General features: G+C 33.6%; 26 protein-coding genes. 12 read left to right on the top strand and 14 right to left on the bottom strand.

What is annotated here, in order from left to right; all coding sequences use genetic code 11:
- Window positions 1-2: 2 nt before the first annotated feature.
- The 11 genes from ISP71_03480 to ISP71_03430 are packed head-to-tail and all read right to left on the bottom strand — an operon-like array spanning window position 3 to window position 11,178.
- Window positions 3-635, bottom strand: coding sequence for a carotenoid biosynthesis protein (locus tag ISP71_03480; GenBank protein MBL6663146.1), 633 nt, complete (start codon window positions 633-635; stop codon window positions 3-5).
- Window positions 632-2,119 (bottom strand): phytoene desaturase, encoded by a 1,488-nt coding sequence (gene crtI / locus ISP71_03475; protein ID MBL6663145.1) that lies wholly within the window; start codon window positions 2,117-2,119, stop codon window positions 632-634. Before crtI (ISP71_03475) ends, ISP71_03480 begins: the two co-directional genes overlap by 4 nt.
- Window positions 2,110-3,411: a deoxyribodipyrimidine photo-lyase gene (locus tag ISP71_03470; protein ID MBL6663144.1), complete on the bottom strand. Its 1,302-nt coding sequence runs from the start codon at window positions 3,409-3,411 to the stop codon at window positions 2,110-2,112. Before ISP71_03470 ends, crtI (ISP71_03475) begins: the two co-directional genes overlap by 10 nt.
- Entirely contained in the window at window positions 3,408-4,316 is a 909-nt protein-coding gene (locus tag ISP71_03465) for a TIGR01777 family protein (GenBank protein ID MBL6663143.1), read from the bottom strand. Before ISP71_03465 ends, ISP71_03470 begins: the two co-directional genes overlap by 4 nt.
- 1 nt (window position 4,317) lies before the next feature.
- Window positions 4,318-6,699 carry a TonB-dependent receptor gene (locus ISP71_03460; GenBank protein ID MBL6663142.1) on the bottom strand — a complete coding sequence of 794 codons (2,382 nt, stop codon included), beginning with the start codon at window positions 6,697-6,699 and terminating at the stop codon, window positions 4,318-4,320.
- 10 nt (window positions 6,700-6,709) lie between these two features.
- A complete protein-coding gene (locus ISP71_03455; GenBank protein MBL6663141.1) occupies window positions 6,710-7,957 on the bottom strand; it encodes a metallophosphoesterase in 1,248 nt (415 codons plus the stop codon).
- 17 nt (window positions 7,958-7,974) lie between these two features.
- Window positions 7,975-9,462 carry a cryptochrome/photolyase family protein gene (locus ISP71_03450; GenBank protein ID MBL6663140.1) on the bottom strand — a complete coding sequence of 496 codons (1,488 nt, stop codon included), beginning with the start codon at window positions 9,460-9,462 and terminating at the stop codon, window positions 7,975-7,977.
- On the bottom strand, window positions 9,455-9,595 hold the full coding sequence (locus ISP71_03445; GenBank protein MBL6663139.1) for a DUF2256 domain-containing protein: 141 nt from the start codon (window positions 9,593-9,595) through the stop codon (window positions 9,455-9,457). The genes ISP71_03450 and ISP71_03445 overlap by 8 nt, the downstream gene beginning before the upstream one ends.
- Window positions 9,596-9,601: 6 nt before the next feature.
- Window positions 9,602-10,231 carry a flavin reductase gene (locus tag ISP71_03440; GenBank protein ID MBL6663138.1) on the bottom strand — a complete coding sequence of 210 codons (630 nt, stop codon included), beginning with the start codon at window positions 10,229-10,231 and terminating at the stop codon, window positions 9,602-9,604.
- A gap of 3 nt (window positions 10,232-10,234) precedes the next feature.
- Window positions 10,235-10,714: a flavin reductase gene (locus ISP71_03435; GenBank protein MBL6663137.1), complete on the bottom strand. Its 480-nt coding sequence runs from the start codon at window positions 10,712-10,714 to the stop codon at window positions 10,235-10,237.
- 2 nt (window positions 10,715-10,716) lie between these two features.
- The gene (locus ISP71_03430; protein MBL6663136.1) at window positions 10,717-11,178 is read right to left on the bottom strand and encodes an SRPBCC family protein; all 462 of its coding nucleotides are present in this window, start codon (window positions 11,176-11,178) and stop codon (window positions 10,717-10,719) included.
- Window positions 11,179-11,262: 84 nt separating this feature from the next.
- Between ISP71_03430 and ISP71_03425 the strand changes: the two genes are divergently transcribed.
- Window positions 11,263-11,673: a hypothetical protein gene (locus tag ISP71_03425; protein MBL6663135.1), complete on the top strand. Its 411-nt coding sequence runs from the start codon at window positions 11,263-11,265 to the stop codon at window positions 11,671-11,673.
- Here the strand turns inward: ISP71_03425 and ISP71_03420 are convergent.
- Window positions 11,663-12,544: a MerR family transcriptional regulator gene (locus tag ISP71_03420; GenBank protein MBL6663134.1), complete on the bottom strand. Its 882-nt coding sequence runs from the start codon at window positions 12,542-12,544 to the stop codon at window positions 11,663-11,665. The genes ISP71_03425 and ISP71_03420 overlap by 11 nt on opposite strands.
- Window positions 12,545-12,845: 301 nt before the next feature.
- Here ISP71_03420 and ISP71_03415 point away from each other — a divergent pair, with 301 nt between their 5' ends.
- From ISP71_03415 to ISP71_03395, 5 genes are all read left to right on the top strand, one after another.
- Window positions 12,846-13,763, top strand: a complete 918-nt coding sequence (locus ISP71_03415) for a fasciclin domain-containing protein (GenBank protein ID MBL6663133.1) — start codon at window positions 12,846-12,848, stop codon at window positions 13,761-13,763.
- Window positions 13,764-13,838: 75 nt separating this feature from the next.
- Entirely contained in the window at window positions 13,839-14,366 is a 528-nt protein-coding gene (locus ISP71_03410) for a glutathione peroxidase (protein MBL6663132.1), read from the top strand.
- Window positions 14,367-14,921: a heme-binding protein gene (locus tag ISP71_03405; GenBank protein ID MBL6663131.1), complete on the top strand. Its 555-nt coding sequence runs from the start codon at window positions 14,367-14,369 to the stop codon at window positions 14,919-14,921.
- Entirely contained in the window at window positions 14,921-15,715 is a 795-nt protein-coding gene (locus tag ISP71_03400) for a hypothetical protein (GenBank protein ID MBL6663130.1), read from the top strand. The genes ISP71_03405 and ISP71_03400 overlap by 1 nt, the downstream gene beginning before the upstream one ends.
- A complete protein-coding gene (locus tag ISP71_03395) occupies window positions 15,712-16,083 on the top strand; it encodes an NUDIX domain-containing protein (protein MBL6663129.1) in 372 nt (123 codons plus the stop codon). Before ISP71_03400 ends, ISP71_03395 begins: the two co-directional genes overlap by 4 nt.
- Here the strand turns inward: ISP71_03395 and ISP71_03390 are convergent.
- Together ISP71_03390 and ISP71_03385 are read right to left on the bottom strand one after the other, a co-directional pair.
- On the bottom strand, window positions 16,072-18,147 hold the full coding sequence (locus tag ISP71_03390; protein ID MBL6663128.1) for an MMPL family transporter: 2,076 nt from the start codon (window positions 18,145-18,147) through the stop codon (window positions 16,072-16,074). The two genes, ISP71_03395 and ISP71_03390, sit on opposite strands and share 12 nt — an antisense overlap.
- Before the next feature lie 2 nt (window positions 18,148-18,149).
- Window positions 18,150-18,815 carry an SDR family oxidoreductase gene (locus tag ISP71_03385; protein MBL6663127.1) on the bottom strand — a complete coding sequence of 222 codons (666 nt, stop codon included), beginning with the start codon at window positions 18,813-18,815 and terminating at the stop codon, window positions 18,150-18,152.
- Window positions 18,816-18,873: 58 nt separating this feature from the next.
- Here ISP71_03385 and ISP71_03380 point away from each other — a divergent pair, with 58 nt between their 5' ends.
- Genes ISP71_03380 through idi form a run of 6 tightly spaced genes read left to right on the top strand, consistent with a single transcriptional unit; the run spans window position 18,874 to window position 23,297 of the window.
- Window positions 18,874-19,290: a 6-carboxytetrahydropterin synthase gene (locus ISP71_03380; protein ID MBL6663126.1), complete on the top strand. Its 417-nt coding sequence runs from the start codon at window positions 18,874-18,876 to the stop codon at window positions 19,288-19,290.
- A complete protein-coding gene (locus ISP71_03375; GenBank protein ID MBL6663125.1) occupies window positions 19,283-19,975 on the top strand; it encodes a GTP cyclohydrolase I in 693 nt (230 codons plus the stop codon). Before ISP71_03380 ends, ISP71_03375 begins: the two co-directional genes overlap by 8 nt.
- Before the next feature lie 8 nt (window positions 19,976-19,983).
- Window positions 19,984-21,456 (top strand): phytoene desaturase, encoded by a 1,473-nt coding sequence (gene crtI / locus ISP71_03370; GenBank protein ID MBL6663124.1) that lies wholly within the window; start codon window positions 19,984-19,986, stop codon window positions 21,454-21,456.
- Between the two features lie 2 nt (window positions 21,457-21,458).
- On the top strand, window positions 21,459-22,298 hold the full coding sequence (locus tag ISP71_03365; protein ID MBL6663123.1) for a phytoene/squalene synthase family protein: 840 nt from the start codon (window positions 21,459-21,461) through the stop codon (window positions 22,296-22,298).
- Window positions 22,295-22,786: a hypothetical protein gene (locus ISP71_03360; protein MBL6663122.1), complete on the top strand. Its 492-nt coding sequence runs from the start codon at window positions 22,295-22,297 to the stop codon at window positions 22,784-22,786. Before ISP71_03365 ends, ISP71_03360 begins: the two co-directional genes overlap by 4 nt.
- Entirely contained in the window at window positions 22,758-23,297 is a 540-nt protein-coding gene (idi, locus tag ISP71_03355; protein ID MBL6663121.1) for an isopentenyl-diphosphate Delta-isomerase, read from the top strand. Before ISP71_03360 ends, idi begins: the two co-directional genes overlap by 29 nt.
- Window positions 23,298-23,300: the final 3 nt, after the last annotated feature.

Raw genomic sequence — 23,300 nt, 5'->3', positions numbered from 1 at the left:
TACTAACAATTAAACGATTGTAAAGTGAAAAAAAGAACTTGAGAAATCAATAAGCCAAAACCTAATTTCACATTAAACTTAAACCGATTGAAAGTCAGAATCCAATTCATTAATAATGCCACAAAAAACCACATAATATAATTTTGCAAAGGGATAACCTCTGCTTGCCAGTGCCAGAAATCTAAGCGTATAGCCACAGGCTCAATCATAAGGTCTAATAAAACCATAATGACAGAAGGTAATACAACTTTTAAAATGGAATTAGACACAAAATAGGAGCTAACTGCAAAAGATGATACTACTAAAAGCACCCAGTTCAGACCAATAATAAGTGGCACCCCAAGGAATTGAAAACCTAAAGTTTTGCCATAATGGTATTCGCCAAATAATAGACCAGAATTTACTCCAAGTACTTCAACAAAAAAGCCTATTAGAAAAAGGACAGAAATGACCTTGAAAAAGTTATAAGAAAAGTCATCGTTTCCCCAAATCAATAATCCAAAAGTAAGTGCAAGATTAAATGGCGTAAGCACAAGAAACATTGACTTAACACTTTCCAAAGAAAGAGCCACTCCCCCAACTAAATGAAGAATAAAAAGCAAAATTATTATAAGGTTAACTTTAGTCCAACTCATTTGTTAAGTGTTTGAAAAAAACCATCTACAATTTTTGCAGAAGAAAGTGCCAATGGAATACCACCACCAGGGTGAACACTACCACCACAAAAATATAGCCCTCTAATATCGTTAGAAAAATTAGAATGACGAAAAAAGGCAGCCATCTTGTTATTTGATGCCGACCCATACAACGACCCTTGATAAGACGCTGTTTTTGATTCAATCGTTCTTGGTTCTAAAATTTCCTCTGTTAAGATAAGAGATTCTAGGTTAATTTCCAATTGTTGGGATAACTTTCTAAAAATAGACTTCCTTGCATCGACAATTAAACTGTCCCAATCTTGCCCAGTATTAGATGGCACATTAATCATTACAAACCAATTTTCACAACCCTCTGGAGCATCGGACTTATTCTTTTTTGAAGTGATGTTTACATAAATTGTGGGGTCGTCATAAATGTTTTGTCCATGTCTCAAATATTCAAATTCTTGCTTGTAATCTTCGCTAAAAAAGATGTTGTGCAAATCTAAATTGTCAAATGTTTTATTAATTCCCCAATAAAAAATTAGAGCCGAAGTAGAGCGTTCTTGAGTCAAGGTTTTAATTGGTTTTTTATAGCCCTGCAATAACTTTCCATAAACAAAATGAACGTCCAAATTGCAAACTACATAATTAGCATCAATATGTATACCATTAACCTCAACGCCCAAAACCTGACCATTATTTTCAACAATTTTACTGACTTTTGAATTCAAATGAAAGTTGACTCCCAAAGACTCCGCTAACTCAAATAAAGATAAGGCAATAGAGTACATTCCTCCCTTTGGGAAAAAGGCTCCTTTATTAAATTCTAGATGAGGAATGATATTTAAGATGGAAGGAGCTACATAAGGGTTAGACCCATTATAAGTAGCATATCTGTCAAAAAGCTGAGTCATCTTCTCATTGTTTAATGCCTTAGAATTAGCCCTATGCATAGTCGAAAACACGCCTAAGAAAGGTAACTTTAAAAAGGATTTCAAAACCCTAAAAGATAGGTATGACCTCCATTTGTGCAAGGAACGCTCTAAGAAAAGGAAAGCTGTAGAATCGTATATATAGGCACTTTTTTCTAAGTGCTTTTTTACCTTTTTTGGATTCACACCAGTTTTCTTAGCCGCTTCTTTGGCAAACTTATGGACTTCGGAATAGCCTTTTAAAAAAGTTCCGTCAGGATAAAAGTAACGGCAACTTTCTTCTAACTGAAGATAGTTAAAATACTGTCTTGGATTTTTGTTAGCCAATTCAAACAACTCATCGACAAGCTCAGGCATAGTAAACAAAGAAGGTCCAGCATCAAAGCGAAAATTTTTGGATTCAATTTGTGATAACTTACCGCCTATGTATGAATTGGATTCAAAAACTTCGACAGAATAGCCTTTGATAGATAATCGTATTGCAGTTGCTAATCCTCCTACTCCTGCTCCAATTATTGCAACTTTTTTGGATTTACTCAACCGCATCTTTTATATCTATCAATCGCATCAAGTCTAGATTTTTTAGCATCTACAATTTTAGACACTCTGTACTTGCCATTCTCTTCCAATTCATTAATCCATTTGCTACAATATTCGAAATTAGGATCGTATCTTTCTCTCTGAGTGTTAGGGTTAAATACTCTAAAATATGGTGCTGCATCACAACCAGTACCTGCCACCCATTGCCAATTGCCATTATTAGATGCTTGGTCATAATCCATTAAAGTAGAGGCAAAATATGCCTCGCCTAATCGCCAATCTATACCTAGATTTTTAACTAAAAATGAGGCTGCTATCATGCGCACTCTGTTGTGCATATAACCTGTTTCGAAAAGCTGACGCATTCCAGCATCCACAATATGAAAACCCGTTTCTCCGTACTTCCACTTTATAAGTAAGTCGTTGTTATTCCAACGAATATTGTTGTACTTTTCTTTAAAGCAACTGTCAACAACTCTAGGATAATTCCATAATATTTGAGCAAAAAAGGAACGCCAAATCAACTCATTCAAAAAACCATCTGAATATTGATAGGCTACTTTTACGACTTCTCTAATACTTAAAAAACCAAAGCGTAAATGAACCGATGCATTGCTAGTTCCTTCTAAATTGGGGTTATCTCTACTTTCTTCATAATCCAAAAGTGAACGATAGGTTAAATTGGGCTTATATAAAATGTATTCTGTTTGCAGAAAACCAATTTGGTCAATAGTTTTAACACAAGGCATAACATCTGAATTAATACATTTATGCAGTAAGGTGTCTGAAGGAAAGGGTTGAGTCATGGAAGCTCTAAACATACTCTTCCACTTTTTCATATAATAAGTGTAAACTCCATAGACCTTACCTTCAGCTGTTAGTATTTCATCTTTTTCGAATATGACCTGATCTTTAAACGAACGGAATTTTACTTTTTTCTTGCTTAAAGAAAATTTTATCGACTTATCTCTTTTTGTAGCGTAGGGTTCATAATCTGTATTAGTGAATACCGCATCAAAGGGTAATTTATCATGAAGCTCATTGAATATCAGTTTAGGATCACCATAGTAAACATGAATTTTTTTTCCTTGTTTGGCAAGTTCGGTGTTGAGTTCTGTTAAGCGGTCAAAAAGAAGACTTACGCGTCTATCGTTTTCGTTTAGCTTATCTAAGATATTGGTATCAAATATAAAAATAGGAAGCACCGATTTTGACTTATCTAAAGCCTGAAAAAAACCATGATTATCGTGTAATCTTAAGTCCCGTCTGAACCAAAATACGCTTAAATTATATCTCATGACTTGTACATTTCTTTATCGATAGCACTTTCTAAAGTTGGATAATCAAACTCAAAGTGAGTTGTTATCAATTTGTTTACTGATAGAGCACAACCCCCTTCAAGGATAACACTTCTTCCTCCAAAAATCAGTCTTAAAACAAAAGATGGCAACTTTATCAACAATGCATAAAAAGCCACTTTTCTTTTAACGAACTTCATAAATTCGTATTGTGTCCATTTTTGCTCTGTTGCCAAATTATAAGCTCCAGTAATAGACTGGTTTTGAATAGCATAATATACAAATTTTGCGGCATCATCAATATGTATCCATTCAATATTCTGTTTTCCACTTCCAAAAACAACACCAGCACCCAGTCGCATTGACAACATAGTTGGTTGTAAAAAACCAGAGTCTTTACTCAATAATAAGGATATTCTCATATGGACTACTCTACTACCCAACGATTGAAAGCTTTGTGTAGCTTTTTCCCAATCAACACACATCTGTGAAAGCCAATCTTGTGTTGGCGCATCATCTTCCGACATGAGTTCTTTAGCATCTATTCCGTAATAACCCATAGCTGAAGCGGAAATGACAGTTTTAGGTTTAACTCCCAAATCTTTACATGAATCATACAATAATTGGGCAGCATCTATTCGGCTTTCATACATCAGCTTTTTATTAACAACTGTCCAAGGCTTCATAATGCTGTATCCAGACAAATGAACTATATGACTGCAATCGACTAAGGCTTTTGTATCAATTATTTTTTTAGAAACATTCCAGTGAAAAACATCTTTATCATTAGCCTTTTTTTCATTGGTCGTGAGCGTAATGACATGGTATCCCTTTTCCAAAAGAAGATGTTTTACTCGCTGGGCTAATGCCCCACTACCGCCTGTTATGAGTACTTTTTCTGCCATCTTAAAATTCTATTAAAAGCCCAATGCTAGGGAGCACTGTTCCTGACTCATTAACAATTTCGTATAAACTGTATTGATCGCTACTTTCAGAAGTGTATATTTCATCTCCTATCTCCGAATCAATTCCGACTTCGGATGGTAATTGGATTTTGAAGTTATATAGATTTTCCACATCAATGTAGGCATTCAAACTCCATTTATTAAAATACCATTTCTTATCTAATCGCAAATCTACGCCATGAACATTTTTTAGTCGCTCTGTGTTCAATGCGTTATAATTCAACACGCCTCTTTGATTGATATTCCAAATTTCTACATTACTTGAAGTTGCCAAATCAATAGGCGTGTAAGGGGCTCCACCTGAGTAACGGAATTTCAAACCTAACTCTATATTCCTTGTGAACTTTTTACCTGCAGTCATGTTAAAAATAAAACGGTTGTCCCAAGCCGAAGGAATAAGCTCTCCGTTTTTATCTTCAAACTCACTTCTGTAGTACGTTACGGACATAATACCATAAATTGATGAACTTAGTTTTTGTTGTGCGAGAAACTCAACCCCATAACTTCTGCCTTGAGAGATGGAAGAAATATCCTCGTTGCCGATTACGCCAAAGTCGCCTCCTAAATTAGCGAGAGAAATACTATCAATTATTGAAAAAGGATAATTGTCGTATTGCTTGTAAAACGTCTCTACTGTTATTTTACTGTAATTGGACGGATTATATTCTAAGCCTAAAACAGCATGGTCGCATCGAATATATTCCGCATCTTGATTGAAATAATTATTGTTCAAACCAAAGCCCAAAATTGTGTAGGCAGGCAACTGATAATACCGTCCTAAATTGGCATTCAAACTAGACTTACCTGAAAGGTTGTAGGATAAGGAAAGACGAGGAGAAAAATTAGGGGTAGTCGTATTTTCGGTAAAACTATTACCGTCAATTCTAAAACCAACAGAGGTGACTAATCTATCCACCAAATAAGTCTTGCTCAATTGAGCAAAAGCACCATATTTAATAAAGTGTAAGTCAGTTTCTACCAGCTTAGTATAAATAGAATCGCCTGTGGTTAAAATTCGTTGTGTAGAATTTAAATAAGTAGCGTCTTCTAAATTTAGACCAACATTAAACTTGATGTTATTTTCCCTAAAATTATATTCTATTCTAGATTTATTTTCAATTTCTTGTGATTCGTAATCAATAATTTTTGGAGAAGATAAATCGGCATAATCTTCATACTTTACGGCAGTATTATTAAGGTGACTACGACTCATTACCACCAACAAATTAGAATTATCAAAAAAGCGTTTCCACGTCCCACCTAGAGTATAATTCCACTGCTCATTGATAGGTAAATTGTTGAGTGTGTATTCGTTTTGAGCTAACTTCTGCGGATCATCAATCCCTTCATTGGCTTCTGGATTTAAGGTGAAGTTATCAATAGCTGCTAAACCTATCACATTGAATTGATTTTTAGGATTAGGCTTAAAAGTATATTTCAATTGTACATCGTTATAAGTAGGCAAAAAAGGTAATTGTAAAGCCTTAAATAAAAATTGTAAGTAGGAGCGTCTAGCAGACAATAATAAACTTGACTTTTCGGACAAAGGGGTATTAATAGTAAGCCCTGCATCACTAGAACCTACCATAAATGAAGCACTAAAGTCTTCGTCACTTCCTTCAATTTGTTTGAGTTCCATTACCGAACTTAGGGCATTGCCCCTATTGGCAGGAAAAGCACCTGAATAAAAGTCCACCTCTCGAATAAAATTCACGTTTAATATACCAACAGGTCCTCCTGAAGAACCTTGTGTTGCAAAGTGATTGATATTAGGAATTTCTACACCGTCGAGAAAAAAACGATTCTCATTAGGTGCACCTCCACGTATAACAATATCATTTCTAAAAGAAGGTGAGCTTGAAACACCTGGTAAATTGGCTATTACCTTTGAAATGTCTCGGTTTCCTCCTGGGCTTCTCAGGATTTCTGAAGCGTTAATAGTTCGCAAACTGGTTGGACTTTCTTCTGTTTTATTGAAGGTGTTGGCGGTCACTTGTACCTCATCAATGATTTGAGCATTTTCTGTTAATGCAAAATCTAATCTTAAATTCTTATTGGGAGTTAATTGTATTTCAACTTTCAAGTCCGTGTTAAAACCTATATAGCTGCATTTAAAGTTATATATACCTGGTTCGATTTCTAATAACTCAAAATTACCATCAATATCTGTGGTTGTTCCTTTGGAAGTGCCGTCAATGACAACATTTGCAAATGGTATAGGCTCGTTATTAAGTGCATTTTTAACACTACCATAGACCCTAACAGTTTGAGAATGTAAGCTAAAGGATAATAAAATTAGTATCAAGGAAAAATAATACTTCATAATTAAAATGTTAAGTTGATTGAACGTTTAAGACCGTTATTTCAGGCATAATACCTACTCGACCAGGGTAACCCAAATGACCTATACCTCTATTGACATATAGGTATTGCTCCTTGTTTTGATAAAGACCAGCCCAAAATTTATACTTCCATTGAGAAGGACTCCATTTGATACCTCCTATTTCTATCCCAAATTGCATACCGTGAGTATGACCAGCCAATTGCAAATCCACGTGCTTTGAAAATGGTAGAACTTTGTTAGTCCAATGGGTGGGGTCATGAGAGAGTAAAAAAGTGGGGATTCCTTCTTTTACAGAGAGCATAGCTTTCTCTAAATCACCATATTTTGAAAATCTACCATCGCCCCAATTTTCTACCCCAACAACATTTATTTCTAATCCATCAACGTTTATTAATCGGCTTTCATTGAGCAAAAGGTCAAAATCTGAATTAGTGAAATGCTGTTGTATTTCATCAAAATTCCTTTGCCACTTTGACCTTCCTTCATCAGACTTCAAATCCAAACCAATGTAGTCGGCATAATCATGATTACCTAAAACTGCATATTTGCCATATTTAGCTTTGAGCTTTTTGAGAACCTCTACAAAAGGAGCAGCCTCTGAAGCGTGGTTGTTTACCAAATCTCCTGTAAAAAAAATCAAATCTGGATTTTCTTCATTTATCAATCCAACAGCCTCTAGAAGCTTATCCTTTCTCTGAAAACTTCCTAAATGTAAATCTGATATTTGAACAATTTTCAACGGTTTTGCCCCTTTTGGAAAATTCTTCAATGCTAAGTCTACAAAGTGCTTTTTAAAATTGAAACGACCAATAAGAATACCGTAAGCAAAGGTAGAGAAGGTCAATGCGCCTAAACCTAAAGCTGTATTTTTTAAGAAGGCCAATCTGCTTATGGGCTGACCTCCTAAGGAAAGACTCTTTTGGACAAAAATAGCTTGATATACGTATTTGAAAAGACGTAATAAATCGTCAATTAACAATGGAAGAACCATAGCTAACTTTGAACCAATAATGGTAAATATAAAGCCAAAAATAATAACCATATAATTGGGATATAGTGTCATATTGGTATTGATGGCTGGATAATACATAAAAATTATAGTCAGTAAAGTAATTGCCCAAAACGCATATTTCAAGAATGGTCTTTCAATGAGTTGTGTTTTGAAAGCTGACCATACGTAAAGGTCAAGACTTAAAATGAAACCAATGAGTACTGTTGTGAAGATAATTCTAGCCATGTATTGTAATTTATTTTTTAATTGAGTTCAACGTCTAAAGACTTAAAATAATTGTCTGCAATAATGATGAATTTTTCTTTCTTTTCAGTCAACATTTTATCATACATAGAAACCATAAATTTCATTCTAATATTTTTATTAAAAACTTCTCTATGCTTATCGATGAAACGCCAATACAAAGCGTCCCATATTTCTTGCCATTGAGCCTTTTTGTAATTACTCATTTTTTTTAAGTAGTTACTGCTACTAATATACGGCTTAGTGGACATTAGACCACCATCAGCAAATTGACTCATACCATATACATTTGGAACCATTACCCAATCATAAGCATCTATGAATAGCTCCATAAACCAACGGTATATTTCATCAGGGTCAAACTCACATAACAACATAAAATTACCTAATATCATTAGTCGCTCAATGTGATGAGCATAGCCTGTTTTTAATAATTTGCGTATGGTCGTATCAATGGGAATAATGCCTGTTGTGCCATCATAAAAAGAGGGTGGTATTTTTCGTTTGTGCTGAAAAAAATTGCGATTTCTTTCTTCTGTTCCTTTGGCCACATAGATACCTCTAATGAACTCTCTCCAACCAATGACTTGTCGTATGAAGCCCTCCAAAGAATTTAAAGGTATATCATTTTGTGCAGCATATTCTAATGCGCTGTCAATAATTTGCAAGGGTGTCAGCAAACCGACGTTTAACATGGGTGTAAGAACACTGTGATTAAGGAAATGTTCTGAATCTACGATAGCATCTTCATAAACACCAAAGTCATGAAATCGTTGGTCTAAAAAATCATTGAGCCATTCAATAGATTCATGATAATCATTGGGATAAATTGGAGTCTGAGACAACTCGCCAGGGTTATCAGAAAAATTGTTTTTAACATAACTTACCGCCTCAATATAAAAATCATTGGACTCAAGTTTAGTAATCTTGGGTGGCGTTTTACCTTTTGGATATTTCTTTCTATTTTCTGTATCATAACTCCACTTGCCCCCTATTGGCGAAGCATTTTCCTCTAGTAAAATACCTAATTTTTTACGTTGTTCAATGTAAAATGAGGTTTGAAAAAACTTCTTTTTAGTTGTTTTGAAAAATTCAGAATACTCATCGGACTGATTAATGAAATAAGGGCTTTCATAAACGACACATTGGATATCTTTAGTAGCATTTGAAATTCGTTTTTCTAACCAATTGTCAACGGGATTAATGAAATGAATTTCTTGAATACCCTCACCAATTAACTTTTCTAAAAGCCTACGGATATCCGAATTAGAGTCTGTAGCCGAAATGTAATGAACCGTCTTACCCAAATCTTGAAGGTAAGATTTATAAAACTGCATACTTGCTCTGTGAAAGGCTAATTTTTGCTTGTGGAATTGATAGTGATTAAAAAATAAAAATTCCTCAACGAGATATATAGGATAAGTATTATCCAATAAATCGCTATGCTTAAAAAGCTGATTAGGAAAAATTATATTTACACTATACATTCTTGTTGTTTTTATTTCTTCTACAACGTTCACTACAATATTTTACGTCCTCCCAAACCCGTTCCCACTTTTTTCGCCATGAAAAAGGTTTAAGACAAACTAAACAATTTTTATGTGGTAAGGGCTTGTTCATGCTTTATTAAAAATCAGGCAATTCATTGACTCTTGCATAAGGAAATTGAGCAATACGCTTTAGTTTGTAGTAACTATTCAAACCTCCTATTCCAACATCATCTAACAACTCTAGATTGATTTGACCATCGTCTTCGACTGCCACATCATCAACCCATAAATGTTGAATAGAACCAATAACCATCACACATTTATTCAACTCAATAGGTAACATTTCTTCTAACTTTAAACCTATCTTAACACGACTTTCTTTAACAAATGGTGCATCGAAATCAAATAAATATTCTTCGGTAAACTTACAACTATCAAACTCTGAAACTTCCTTGTCAAATTTAGCCGATGTATAATGGGCATTTTCAACATAGTCAGAAGGAATATGATTAATGGTATAATATTTCGTTTGCATGATGTTATCGTACGTATCCCTCCTAACTTCGTGCTGAGGTCGTAAGATAAATCCCAAAAGAGCAGGATTACTTCCCAAATGAACTATTGAGCTAAAAACAGCTAAGTTACTATGCCCGTTCTCAGAAATACTACCAATTAAATTTGCAGGTTTAACTCCAGTAATAGAGTTAATTATATTAAGACGCTTGATTCGTGAGGTTTGCTGTATTTGCTCTTTTGTAAGGTGCATAAATTATAGTATTATTCTGTTATCTACTAAATCCTGAAATGAAAGGACATTTTTTTCAGAAATGGTCTTAAAAGCAGTAACGTCAAAGAAAAAAATTGCATGATCTCCATGATTATTGACCACCGATTTTTTTTCTAACTCAATTAATGCACAAGTATCTTTTAGCACATTGTAATCTTTCCAAGATTGAAGTAAATTGTATGAGTTGAGGTAACGGTCTTTATCAAAAAACTTACCACTAATTTTACCTAACTTTCTTATTACCTTGAGGTTAGAAGCACTTAATAATTGAAGAACCACCTTAGATGATTTTTCTAAATTTTTATAGGTTTTAGTCGTGTAATCTATAGCGATAGAATACATTTTAGGCTTCATACTTACTGCCGAAACATAAGTACATATATTCATATTGACTTTCCCTTGTTCGTCATAAGTCACTAAACTATATACAGGTGGGCTAATAATATTCCAAGGTCGTTTCATTTTTATTGATTAAATTTTTTATCCATTACTTTAAATCTGTAATCAAAAATACCTTCCAATTGTTTTTTGATTAGCACAACATTAGCAATGTCACCAAGCACACCAAAGGGAGGAATGTAAGTGACAATATCAGTCATTAATACACCACCATCTTTTTCTTCGAAAAAGTGCTGATGATGCCACATTTTGTAAGGACCTAAACGTTGCTCATCAATAAAAAAATGTTTGTCTTTTACCTGTGTTATTTCTGTTACCCAATTCATCTTAATATTTAATAAAGGGGAAACTTTGTAAGTAATAATCATTCCAGGATACATCTTCTCTGGTAGGTCTTTTGATGTAATATCAAATAACATATAATCGGGAGTAATCTCCTTAAGATTGGCTGGAGATGATGCAAAATCCCAAATTGTGTCAATATCTGTTTTTAGAAACTGTTCTTTTCGAAGTTGATAGTGCGCCATAGTCTAGTGTATTAAACTCAATTTGTCAAATAAATAATAATATTGTATAACTTTTTATTAATTTTGTTATACAAATATACAACTATGCTATTTAAAACCAGTCAAAATCAGAAAAAAATCAGAGAAAATTTATTAGCTATTTGCGGCAATTCTTACACCTTAGCTCAAAAAATCAAAAATGGGTTTTATGGTTCTCCTAAATATCTATTATTAAAAATAAGTCCAAAGAATTTTGAGATAGATTTTGAAGAATATACAGATTTAGTGTATTGTACATTTGAACTACGAACCAAAGGTGTAGCGGTATATTTTAGACATAAAAATGAGGAGTATATTTTAATGTCACGCTACAATCAAATCAGTTTTTTAAATAACGATGGAGTATTAGAAGTCCAAATAAATGATTACACCATTAAATTAAAAGTTGTGGACAGCAAAGGTCACAAAAAATTTATTCGAAAATTTATTGAAAGCAGAAATATTTCTATGAGATAATTTCTACAAAATCATCTAAATTATCTAGTATTGTGATATCATGATCCTTTGTAAGGAAATTTATATCTAAGCTATTGGCAACTAGAAAATGTTTAGCCTTTGGAAATGATTGATTCAAATAATTAATGGTAAAATCTAAATTGCTTTTCGAAGTATTAGAAACAGAAAAGAACAATACATTATCAATTTGTTTTTTCTCCGCTAATTGCAACAAAGAGCCGTAAGGCACATTGGCACCTAAATAAACTACTTCAAAACCGTTTTTAATTAATAAAAACTTAGCAAAAATTAATCCGATTTCGTGAAATTCATTTTCTGGTAAAAATAAAAGCCAAGAGGCTTTTTTAATTTCATCTTTAGATGCTGAATCTGCAGCTGCACCAATCTTCTGTTTTACTAATTCTGATAAAAAATGTTCTTGCGAAGGGGCAATTCTATTAGTGAGCCAAAAAATCCCAATTTTAGAAAAGGCAACCAACAATACAGATTTGTAAAACTCAAGAATACCTAACTCCTGAACACCTTTCTCATAAGTTGAATTGAATAAATTAGAATCAAAATCAAGAGCAGACTTTATCAACTTGACAATGTAGTAGGACTCTATCGAATTATCTTCAGCACTGTTTTTAATTTCGTCTACCTTAGATGATATTTCATCATGAGATAGTTTAGAAATGTATGAAATTTTGTAACCATTTTCTATTAGGTAATTACAATTTAAAGCACGAACAAGCAACTCGTCAGTGTAGAACCGAATTTTTGTGTCTGTACGTTGAGCCTTGAGAAAACCGTACCTGTTTTCCCATGTCCTCAACACAAATTTTGTAATACCCGTAATTTGTGAAAACTGGTCAATACTATACTTAGTCATTGATTATGTATTTACCGTTTGGGTATTTATCGAACCAAAAATCTAAACTGCTCATCGACTTGAGATTGATTTTCAATTTATCTGTATAAAAGATAATTTTTGGAGATCTTTTTTTAATTTCTTCTATTGAAATTCTTTCTTTCTTCTTTCTTGGCATTGTACCAAATGTTAAAATTTTGAAGACACTATAGTCATTAATTGTTATGCAAATATATACTTTTTGTATAACATTATTGCAAAAATTTTATACAAATTTAAAAAAGTTATATATTTGCAGTATCTTAACTAAACAAATTTTAATATGAAACATTTACTACGTACTCTACTTTTATCCCTAATTTCAGTAACAACTTTTGCAACTATACATCAAGTTAATGCTGGAATGTTCTATTATACTCCTAGTGAACTTACAATTAACGTTGGTGATACTGTTGTTTGGATTAATGATGGAGGCACACACGATGTAAACGGGAACATTAGTTCTTTAACGGGGAATAGCTTTGACAACCCAGAAAGTTTTGACTCTCCTTCAACCAGTACTGTTGGAGCTACAATATATACGCACGTGTTTAACATAGATGGTACTTATAACTACGATTGCTCAGTTGGCAATCATGCACTTCAAGGTATGGTTGGTACTATTGTTGTTAACTTAGGCTCAGTAGTTGATATTATTGAAAATTCAGAAAACCACAACACTCTAGAAACCGCTGTTATTCAAGCTAATTTAGCAGAAACACTGTCTGGTGATGGTCCGTTTACAGTATTTGCACCAACAGACGATGCTTTTGATGCATTACCCGCAGGAGCATTAGACGACTTACTTGCTGATAATACTCTTTTGACAGAAATACTGTTACATCATGTTCACTCTGGTAATGTACTGTCAACAGAACTAACCGATGGTATGGAAGTGCCAACATTGAACGATGATGTGTTAGTTGTCAGCATAGATGCTGGTAGCGTAATGATTGATATGGCAACAGTCATTCAGGCTGATATTTTAGCTAACAATGGAGTTGTACATGTTATTAATGCTGTATTAGTAACAGAAGATGAGCCTACTGCAATAAATACGTTTTTCAATGAAAAAGATGTAGAATATTTATACTCCATAAACCTATTAGGAGAATTGGTCGATAGAGATTCAAAAGAGAAGATTTTAGTTGACATCTATTCTAACGGAAGAAGTATTAAAAGATACAATCTACGAAAGTAAATTGTAAATCAAGGTTAATTTGATTTTTAAGTGAGAGAGTGAAAACTCTCTCACTTTTTTTAACAAAACAATAATATGAGACCCTTTATTCTATTTATATTTTCATTATTTATTATGAACTCAGCTTATTCTCAATCTTTTTACGAATTATCTATTCCATCTATAGAAAATAAAGAAATCAAAATGTCTGATTTCAAAGGCAAGAACATTCTAATAGTAAATGTTGCTTCATATTGCGGCTACACTTCACAGTATGCCGATTTGCAAAAGCTAAGTCAGAAATACGCCAATAAACTTGTAGTTTTAGGAGTACCATGCAATCAGTTTGGTGCTCAAGAACCAGCAAACGAAAAAGAGATAATAACATTTTGTGAAAGTAAGTTTGATGTTACATTTCCTATGACGAAAAAGGTAGATGTCAAAGGAAAAAATCAGCATCCTCTTTATGCTTGGCTAACTAACAAAGAACAAAACGGATTAGACAATTTCGAGGTATCATGGAACTTCAACAAATTTTTGATAAATGGTGACGGAGAGTTAATCGCTTATTTCAAAAGTGGCGTAAATCCACTAGATGAGCAAATTATTGAAAGACTGAAATAAATGAAAAAATTATTATTTTTAACCATAGCTATACTTATTATATATACCCTATTTTCTTTTCGCGTGAGTAAAACTGAAAACTACAATATCATTAGAACCATAGATTCTGTCGAAATTAGACAGTATCCAACACTTATATATGCCAGTCACTTTTCGCAATCTGGCAACAACTCTCAATTTAGAGTACTTGCCAATTATATATTTGGCGGTAATGATAAGAATGAACAAATTGGTATGACCTCGCCTGTAAATATGCGTCTATCATCCGAAAATAAAGAAATGATGTTCCTAATGCCAGAACGCTATGAAATGGAAACTTTGCCTACTCCTAACTCCAATGAGATAGACATAATAAAAATGGATTCAAGAAAAGTAGCGGCTATTCGTTTTTCAGGGTATTCTAATAGTGCTAAGGTCAAGCGTAAAAAACAAGAGTTGATAGATACACTTGAAAAATACGATATCGCACATACCGATGAATTTGAATTGTTAGTTTACGACTCGCCTTACAAAGTTTTAAATAGAAGAAACGAAGTCATTGTTATACTAAAGTAATGCCTGAAGGACCCGAGGTAAAAATAGCATCTTCCTATTACAATTCGTTTTTTGACGGAGCAAAAAACATCACATTTAAAATACTTACTGAATATTATGAAAACAAGTATGCAGACGTATTTGACTGTATAAAGCAATATCACCCAAAAGATTTTCAAGCCACATTCACCATAGGAAAGAACATTTTTTTACCCCTTTCTAATGGACAATATTTTAATTTCCACCTCGGCATGACTGGTGGCTGGAGCGAGAATAACATAAAGCATTGTCATTTTAAAGTTAGTGCTCAAGACAGAGAATTGTTCTTTAGAGATGTCAGAAAGTTTGGAAAAATGAGAATTCTCAATAAAGAACAAATTCAACAAAAGCATTTCAACACTTACGACCTATTAAATGAAGAGTATAACTTCGACAAGCACCTGAAATACCTCAAACAAAAAGTAAGTCAAAGCAAGTCCATTTGTTCAACACTTATGGACCAACGTTTCTTTCCTGGTGTTGGCAACTACATCAAATCTGAAGCTTTGTATGCCGCCAAATTACACCCTGAAAAACATTGGGGCAAACTGTCTTCCAAAAAAGTTAAAGAACTTTTATTAGCTACCAAAGATATCATGCAAAGCAGTTATGTAAGTGGCGGTGCCGAACTCAAAGATTTCAAAAATCCTTTTCACGTCTCAAAATTTGAACTTAAAGTGTATGGCAAGAAAGAAGATGAATATGGCAATGAGGTTATTAGTAGCACAACCTCTGACCAAAGAAAGAGTTGGTATTGCCCAAAAGTTCAAAAATGAAATATTGTGTCCACTTCATATTCCATGACAATAAAGTACTTTTATTAAAAAGGACTTTGACCAATCCCTTTTACCCAGGAATATGGACACCGGTCGTTGGCAAAATAAAGCCCAAGGAAAAAGCAAACCTAGCTGTAATAAGAGAAACCAAAGAAGAAACTAGCATAAATCTAGAAAATCCTCAATTCGTAAAACACTGCACTTTTGATAATGATGAATATTGGTTTTATAAGTCGAGAACTAAAGGCAGTAACATTTCACTCAATCACGAGAATGACCGCTTCGATTTTTTTGAAAAAGATAATCTGCCCGACAACTTATGGTCTTTTTTCAAAGCCGAGCTTAACGACTTGTGGCTACTTAGTTAGTCTTTTGATAATTAAGGGTAAATAAACCATATCGAAAAAGACAGCAATAAAAGCACTCAATATCGTAATGACCGATAACTGAGAAACAGATTTGAACTCCGAAAAGGAAAGGGGAAAAAGACAGATGATAACAATCAAGGTAGTTTTAAGAATAGCATCTCCTGTTTTGCTAACGACTACATCCAAAGATTCTGACTTTGATATTTTTCTTTTTCTAGCATTGGCATAAGCACTAATAAGATGAATAGAGTCATCAATAATTAATCCAAAAACTATAGTAAAAATGAAGGCATTTGACAGACTAAAGTAAAAGCCATTCAAATACAATAAACCTACACAAACAACAATAGGAGTTAGATTAGGGACAATGGCAATAATGAAATAATTGAAGTCAAACTTATTCAACAAAAAGAAGACTAAGCCAATAGAAAAAATAGCAATAAGTAAGCCGAAAATAAGCTGTCTAGTGAGGTCATTACCTAGAATATCAAACAAATATCCAGCACCAGAATAATTAAATTCTAGACCACTTGCCTTATATTCATTTTCTAAAGATTTTAATTTTTTTAACGTTGCTAACGAACCCTCATCGCCAGAACGACATATATAAAAGTATTTGTCGACTAAATCTTGGTCAGCGAAACCCAGTTGCTCTAGCATCATAGAGGTCGTATTAGTATTGGAAAAATCAACAACAAAACCCAATCCTTTAATGGATTTTTCCACTTGTGACAATACCTCTAAATCATTAAGGTTGTCTTTGTCCAAAAAAATAGTGATGGGTTTAATCCCTCCAAAATGACTGTCAAAAAAAGCTGTCTGCTGATAAATCTTTGACTTTTTGTTGATTTCATCAGTCAAGTAATTATCTATTTGAACATGAGCCACCCCATACAAACCAAAGGCTATTAGAATCCCCATAAAAAAATGAAAAGACTTTGACTTTTGTCCATTTTTCAAAAAGCTTATTGCAGCATCTGTAAATTGTTGAATAACTTTCACAGGATTCGATTCATTGAAATTCTTATCTATACTTATGGCATAAACCAAGATGGCAATAAAAAGTGTGAAAACAACGCCTACGGATGTGATTAAACCAAAACGAAGTATAGGCACAATATCATTAACCAAAAATGTCAAAAAGCTCATAGAAGTAGTTATAGAAGTTAATGCAACAGCCTTGCCAACCGTATCCATTCTCATAAGAAAGAAAGCACCCTTAGATGAGGTAACATTGGATTGCTTATTAGTTAAATGCATAATATCTGAAAGGCAAACAATAAATAAGATTGCTGGTGTAATAATCATTACCAATTCTATACCTCCAAACAAAACTTGAGAAAGTCCTAGACTCACCACTATACTGGCAATGACACTAAAGACCGTCAGCACAACTAACTTTAGGTTTTTTGTAATGAACAATAAAAATAAAAAGCATAAAAATCCACTGACTAAAGTAAGTATTATGAATTCTTGAATGACTTTCTTCTCAAAATATAGTTCACTCGGAGAACGACCACTAACAAACACTTCGGTCATGTTTTCGTTCAAATCCGTTGCATACAACGAGTTGATAAAGATTCGACTATCATCTTTACTGAGACCCGGCGCATTTTCTACTAAGAAAAGTAGCTTTTTTCCATCAGACGATATGAAGTTGTTTCCATTAGCATCTATTTTTTGAATTGATTCTTTGTAGGATTCTTTATCACTTACATTCAATACTTTTTTAGAAATAGGAAACAAGCCCGTATTTATAATTTGACGGTCATTAACAAGACTAAAAACACGTTTAACATAGTCCGACTTTTTCAAGGATTTGTGAAAAGCCGTAACATCTAACATATCTTGATAGCTTAAACTATCCTTAAATGAAAGTCCAAAAAAGACTAAATTGTTATCATCTAAGACATTAATGTCCACATTGGCAGCTTCCAATTCATTGATTATTCTTTCAGAATCAAAATATATATTAGCATTGAGCAGTTGTATAAAACAAAAGACAAATAATATTAAACTGACAATAGAAAGCAAGTATTTAAACCGCCAAATGAATGAAAACATATTTATTTTTTTAAGCTAGAAAGTCCCCCATCGATGTGTAAGGTCTGCCCCGTTATCCAAGAAGATTTATCAGACAATAAAAAAGAAATAGCGTCCGATATATTTTTAGGCTGACCTACTTTTTGCAAAGGATGACGGGCATTCATTTGCTCCACTTGAGCATCGGTTCTAAACAAACGAGAGGACAACTTAGTTTGTACAACAGATGGTGCAATACAATTAACTCTAACCTTAGGCGACCACTCGGCAGCAAGAGAACGACAAAGTCCTTCAATAGCTGACTTACACATCGAAATAGAAGCATGGTAAGGCATGCCAATAGAGGCTGCAACAGAACTGATAAGAACAACCGATGAATCCGAAGCCAATTGTTTGTGATAATGTTTCAATGTTTTTATCAAACCCAATACATTAATTTCATAATCCGTCTGAAAATCTGACAACTTCAAACTTGAAAAAGGTCTGAGGTTTATTGAGCCCGGAAAATAGACTATTCCATTGATTTCACCATCAATTTGAGGGTAGCTATCCTCATTTTGAACATCAATTTGGTGTTGATTGGCTAAAGTTGGTGTTGAAGTTAGTTCGATAAATTCAAACTCAGAATTTGCATTTTCTACTAGATTGCGAGCTATATCGCTAGAAGAACCAATTAATAATATTTTCATCTTTTTGTTGCAAAGCTAAGCATTTTTGTATAATTTTAACAACTCAAGTTTATACAAAATGAAAACCGTACAAGTTATTCGTAGAGAAAGATTCAATGCTGCCCATCGTTTGTTCAATCCAAACTGGTCTGACGAAAAAAATGAGCAAATATTTGGAAAGTGTGCCAATAAAAATTGGCATGGACATAACTATACCCTATTTGTAACCGTAAAAGGACCTGTCGATAACGATACAGGTTATGTTATAGACTTAAAAGTATTGAGCGATATTATCAAAAACAGAATAGTTGACAAAATGGACCACAAAAACTTAAACCTTGAGGTTGATTTTATGAAAGACACTATAACTACTGCTGAAAATATCGCTATAAAGATTTATGAAGAATTGGAAAGTGACATACAAGCCACAGGTAACAATCTGTACAGTGTAAAATTGTATGAAACAGAAAACAACTATGTAGAATATTATGGATAATAACAAAATTATAAACGGCTCTTCAGCTCAAATCATTGAGTTAAACCCAGAACTTAGAAATATTGGCTATGCCGATGGTATAAATATCAATGGTGCTCTAAACGAAGAGGAAAAGCTTGAAATGATTGACAAAGCAGCCATTAAGTTTGGTGAATTTCTAGATGCTTTGGGTTGCGATTGGAAAAACGACCCTAACTCTATGGAAACGCCAAAACGAGTTGCCAAAGCTTATGTCAATGACTTGTGGGCAGGGCGTTACAATGCTTTTCCAAAAATTACAACCTTTCCTAACTATGAATACGATGGTATCATTTTCGAGGGCAATATTCCCATTATATCTATGTGCTCACACCACCATCAAACCATTTTAGGCAAAGCACACATTGCTTATATTCCTAAAATCAACCAAGAAATTATTGGCTTAAGTAAATTGAATAGAATTGTTGAACATTATGCTCGAAGAGGTGCTATTCAAGAAAATCTTACCGTTCGAATCCACGATGCTATCAACAAAATTGTCGAGAACAACAAAGGTGTGGCAGTTATGATTGAGGCCTCACACAACTGCGTACAATGTAGAGGCGTAGGACATCAAGGTACTTCTATGAAAACCTCCAAGTTAACAGGAGAATTCATTAAATCCAACAAAACAAGAAATGAATTTTATGAATTCATAAAATCGTAAGACTATTAATGAGTAAAATTTCAGTTATAGGAAGTGGGTTTTCAGGATTAAGTGCTGCTGCTTTTCTTGCAAAAGAAGGGCATCAAGTTAGTGTCTTTGAAAAAAACGCAAGTATCGGTGGTCGTGCTAGACAATTTGAAGCTGAAGGCTATACATTTGATATGGGACCGAGCTGGTATTGGATGGCAGATGTATTCGATAAATTTTTTGCTCAATTTGGCAAAAAAGCAAGCGATTACTTTGAGCTCATTCAGTTAGACCCTGGTTTTCAAATCATTTTCGAACAAGAAAAAACAATGAAACTATCTTCTGACTGGTCAGAAGTTTGTGAAATGTTCGAGAATTTTGAAAAAGGTTCATCTAAAAAGTTAGAAGAATTCATGAAAGAAGCCGAGTTCAAATATGACTTCGGCATCAACCAATTGGTATATGAGCCTGGTCTATCTATCTCAGAGGTGTGTAAGCCTGAGCTATTTACTAATGTATTTAAGCTACAAGTATTTACTTCTTATAGAAAGCATGTAGCCAAGTATTTTAAGAACCCATATTTAAAATCCTTGTTGGAATTTCCAGTACTTTTCTTAGGGACTGCACCTAGCCAAACTCCAGCACTATATAGTCTAATGGCTTATTCAGGCATCAAAAAAGGTACTTTCTACCCAATGGGAGGTTTTGGAAAAGTCATTGATGCTTTCAAAGAAATTTGTTCAGAACAAGGTGTTGAATTTCATACCAATGAAGCTGTACAATCTATCAATATTGAAGATAAAACTATCCAATCAATCGTTACTGACAAAAGAACATTTGAAACGGATGTGGTAGTCGGTTCAGCAGATTATAACCATGTTGATAGCAAATTACTACCACCAAAATACAGAAACTATAACGATAGCTACTGGCAAAAAAGAACCTTCTCACCCTCTAGCTTATTGTTTTATGTTGGTGTAAACAAAAAACTCAATAAACTTATTCATCACAATTTATTTTTTGACGAAGACATTGAGCAACACACCAATGAAATTTATACTGATCCAAAGTGGCCAAACAAACCCCTATTTTACGTTTGTTGTCCTTCAAAAACAGATCCAAGTGTAGCTCCAGAAGGTAAAGAAAATATCTTCTTTTTGATGCCTATCGCACCAGGACTTAAAGATAGTGAAAGTGTTAGAGAAAAATACTTTGACATAATGCTTAAACGTCTTGAAAACTATACAGGACAGACCATTAGAGAACATATTGAGTATAAAAGAAGTTATTGTGTTAACGATTTCGTAAACGACTACAACGCTTACAAAGGCAATGCTTACGGTTTAGCAAATACACTTCTTCAAACAGCAAATTTTAAACCTAAAATCATTAACAAGAAAATAAATAACCTATTCTACACCGGTCAATTGACAGTACCCGGACCTGGCGTGCCCCCATCTATTATTTCAGGGCAAGTCGTTGCAAAACACATTGTAGAATCCAATTTAATCTAATTATGAAGTATATTTTTGATAATGTCTCTGACAAATGCAGTAAGTTGACTACCATAGCTTACAGTACAAGCTTTAGCTTTGGTATTAAAGCCTTAGACAAAAGATTACATGCTCCTATTTATGGCATCTATGGCTTTGTCCGTTTTGCTGATGAAATAGTGGACACCTTCCACGATTATGACAAACACCGTTTATTTCACAAATTCAAAGCAGATACTATAGATGCTATTGAATCTAAGATTAGTTTGAACCCTATCTTAAATAGTTTCCAAAAAGTAGTGCACGATTACAATATTGAATGGGAACTTATCAACACTTTCCTAGATAGTATGGAAATGGATTTGGATGAATTGCAAACCTATGATGCCGACAAATACAATAAATACATTTTAGGTTCAGCAGAAGTCGTTGGTCTAATGTGCTTAAAAGTCTTTGTAGAAGGCAATGAAGAACAGTATGAAGCTCTTAAACCCAGTGCTATGAGTTTAGGTTCGGCTTTCCAAAAAGTTAATTTTCTTAGAGATGCTAACAGCGATTTCTCCTATTTAGGGAGAACCTATTTTCCAGGAGTCAATATGGTAAACTTCTCAGAAGAAGATAAACAAAAAATAGAAGAAGATATAGAAATTGATTTCTCAGAAGCTCTTGTTGGAATTAAAAAACTACCATTGAGTTCAAGAGGGGGAGTCTATTTGGCTTATATCTATTATTACAATTTATTCCGCAAGATTAAATCCTTGCCGTCTTCAAGAATTTTACAAGAGCGTATTAGAATTCCTAATTCTAATAAAATCAGTTTGATGCTAAAATCTATGGTCAAAAATCAATTTAACTTGATATGAAATTTTGGATTATCATATCCTTATTGTACACTCTTACCAATAGTCTAGCACAAGAGCTCAATCTTTCGGAAGTTAGAGAGTTGTACATAGAAGCTTCAGTTGAAGAGGACAAGGCTAATCAACTGTATGAACTGACAAAAAATAGCTCAATTGAAAGTGACTACAAACGACTTACATACAACGCCATTGCTATTTTACTTCAGAGTAAATTTACTATAAATCCCATTGATAAAATTAAGTCATTTAAAGAAGGTAAAGAACAATTAGAGATGGTGATTAGCCAATACCCCGAAGATATTGAACTAAGATTTTTACGATTTTGTGTACAAGACGGCACTCCTGCTATTTTAGATTACAAACTAAATATGGAAGAGGATAGTCAATTTATTAAGAATAATATTTCTACAAGTTCAGAAGAACTACAACAATTTATAATGCCAATTTTCAAAACATTAAATGATGGAAGAACAAGTTATACTGGTAGATAAAAACGACAACCCTATTGGTAAAATAGGTAAATTAGAAGCACATCAAAAAGGGCTTTTACATCGAGCTATATCTGTTTTTGTTTTTAATAGCAAAGGAGAAATGTTACTCCAACAACGTGCTTTTCATAAATACCACACACCAGGTCTATGGAGCAATACAGCATGTAGCCATCCTAGAGGTAATGAAATAGTAAAACGTGCTGCAGAAAGACGGCTGAAAGAAGAAATGGGTGTGGAATGTGATTTGTTTTATGCTTTCAACTTCTTATACCGTGCTTCTTTTGTCAATGGACTTATTGAAAATGAACTGGATCATGTTTATATCGGTTTCTCTGATGAAAAACCTAAGCCTAACCCAACTGAAGTTGGAGATTATAGATATATAAATTCAAACGATTTAATACAGGAAATCAACGAAAATCCTCATACTTTTACACCATGGTTTAAAATCTGTATTGACAGAGTTTTGAAAATAAAATCAACCGTAAAAAAAGAAGTTTTAATTGCTTAATTT

The organism is Flavobacteriales bacterium, from assembly GCA_016779995.1.
GTDB lineage: Bacteria > Bacteroidota > Bacteroidia > Flavobacteriales > UBA7312 > UBA8444.
Note: the sequence above shows the minus strand (reverse complement) of the source record. Positions and strands in the feature narration are given on the sequence as shown.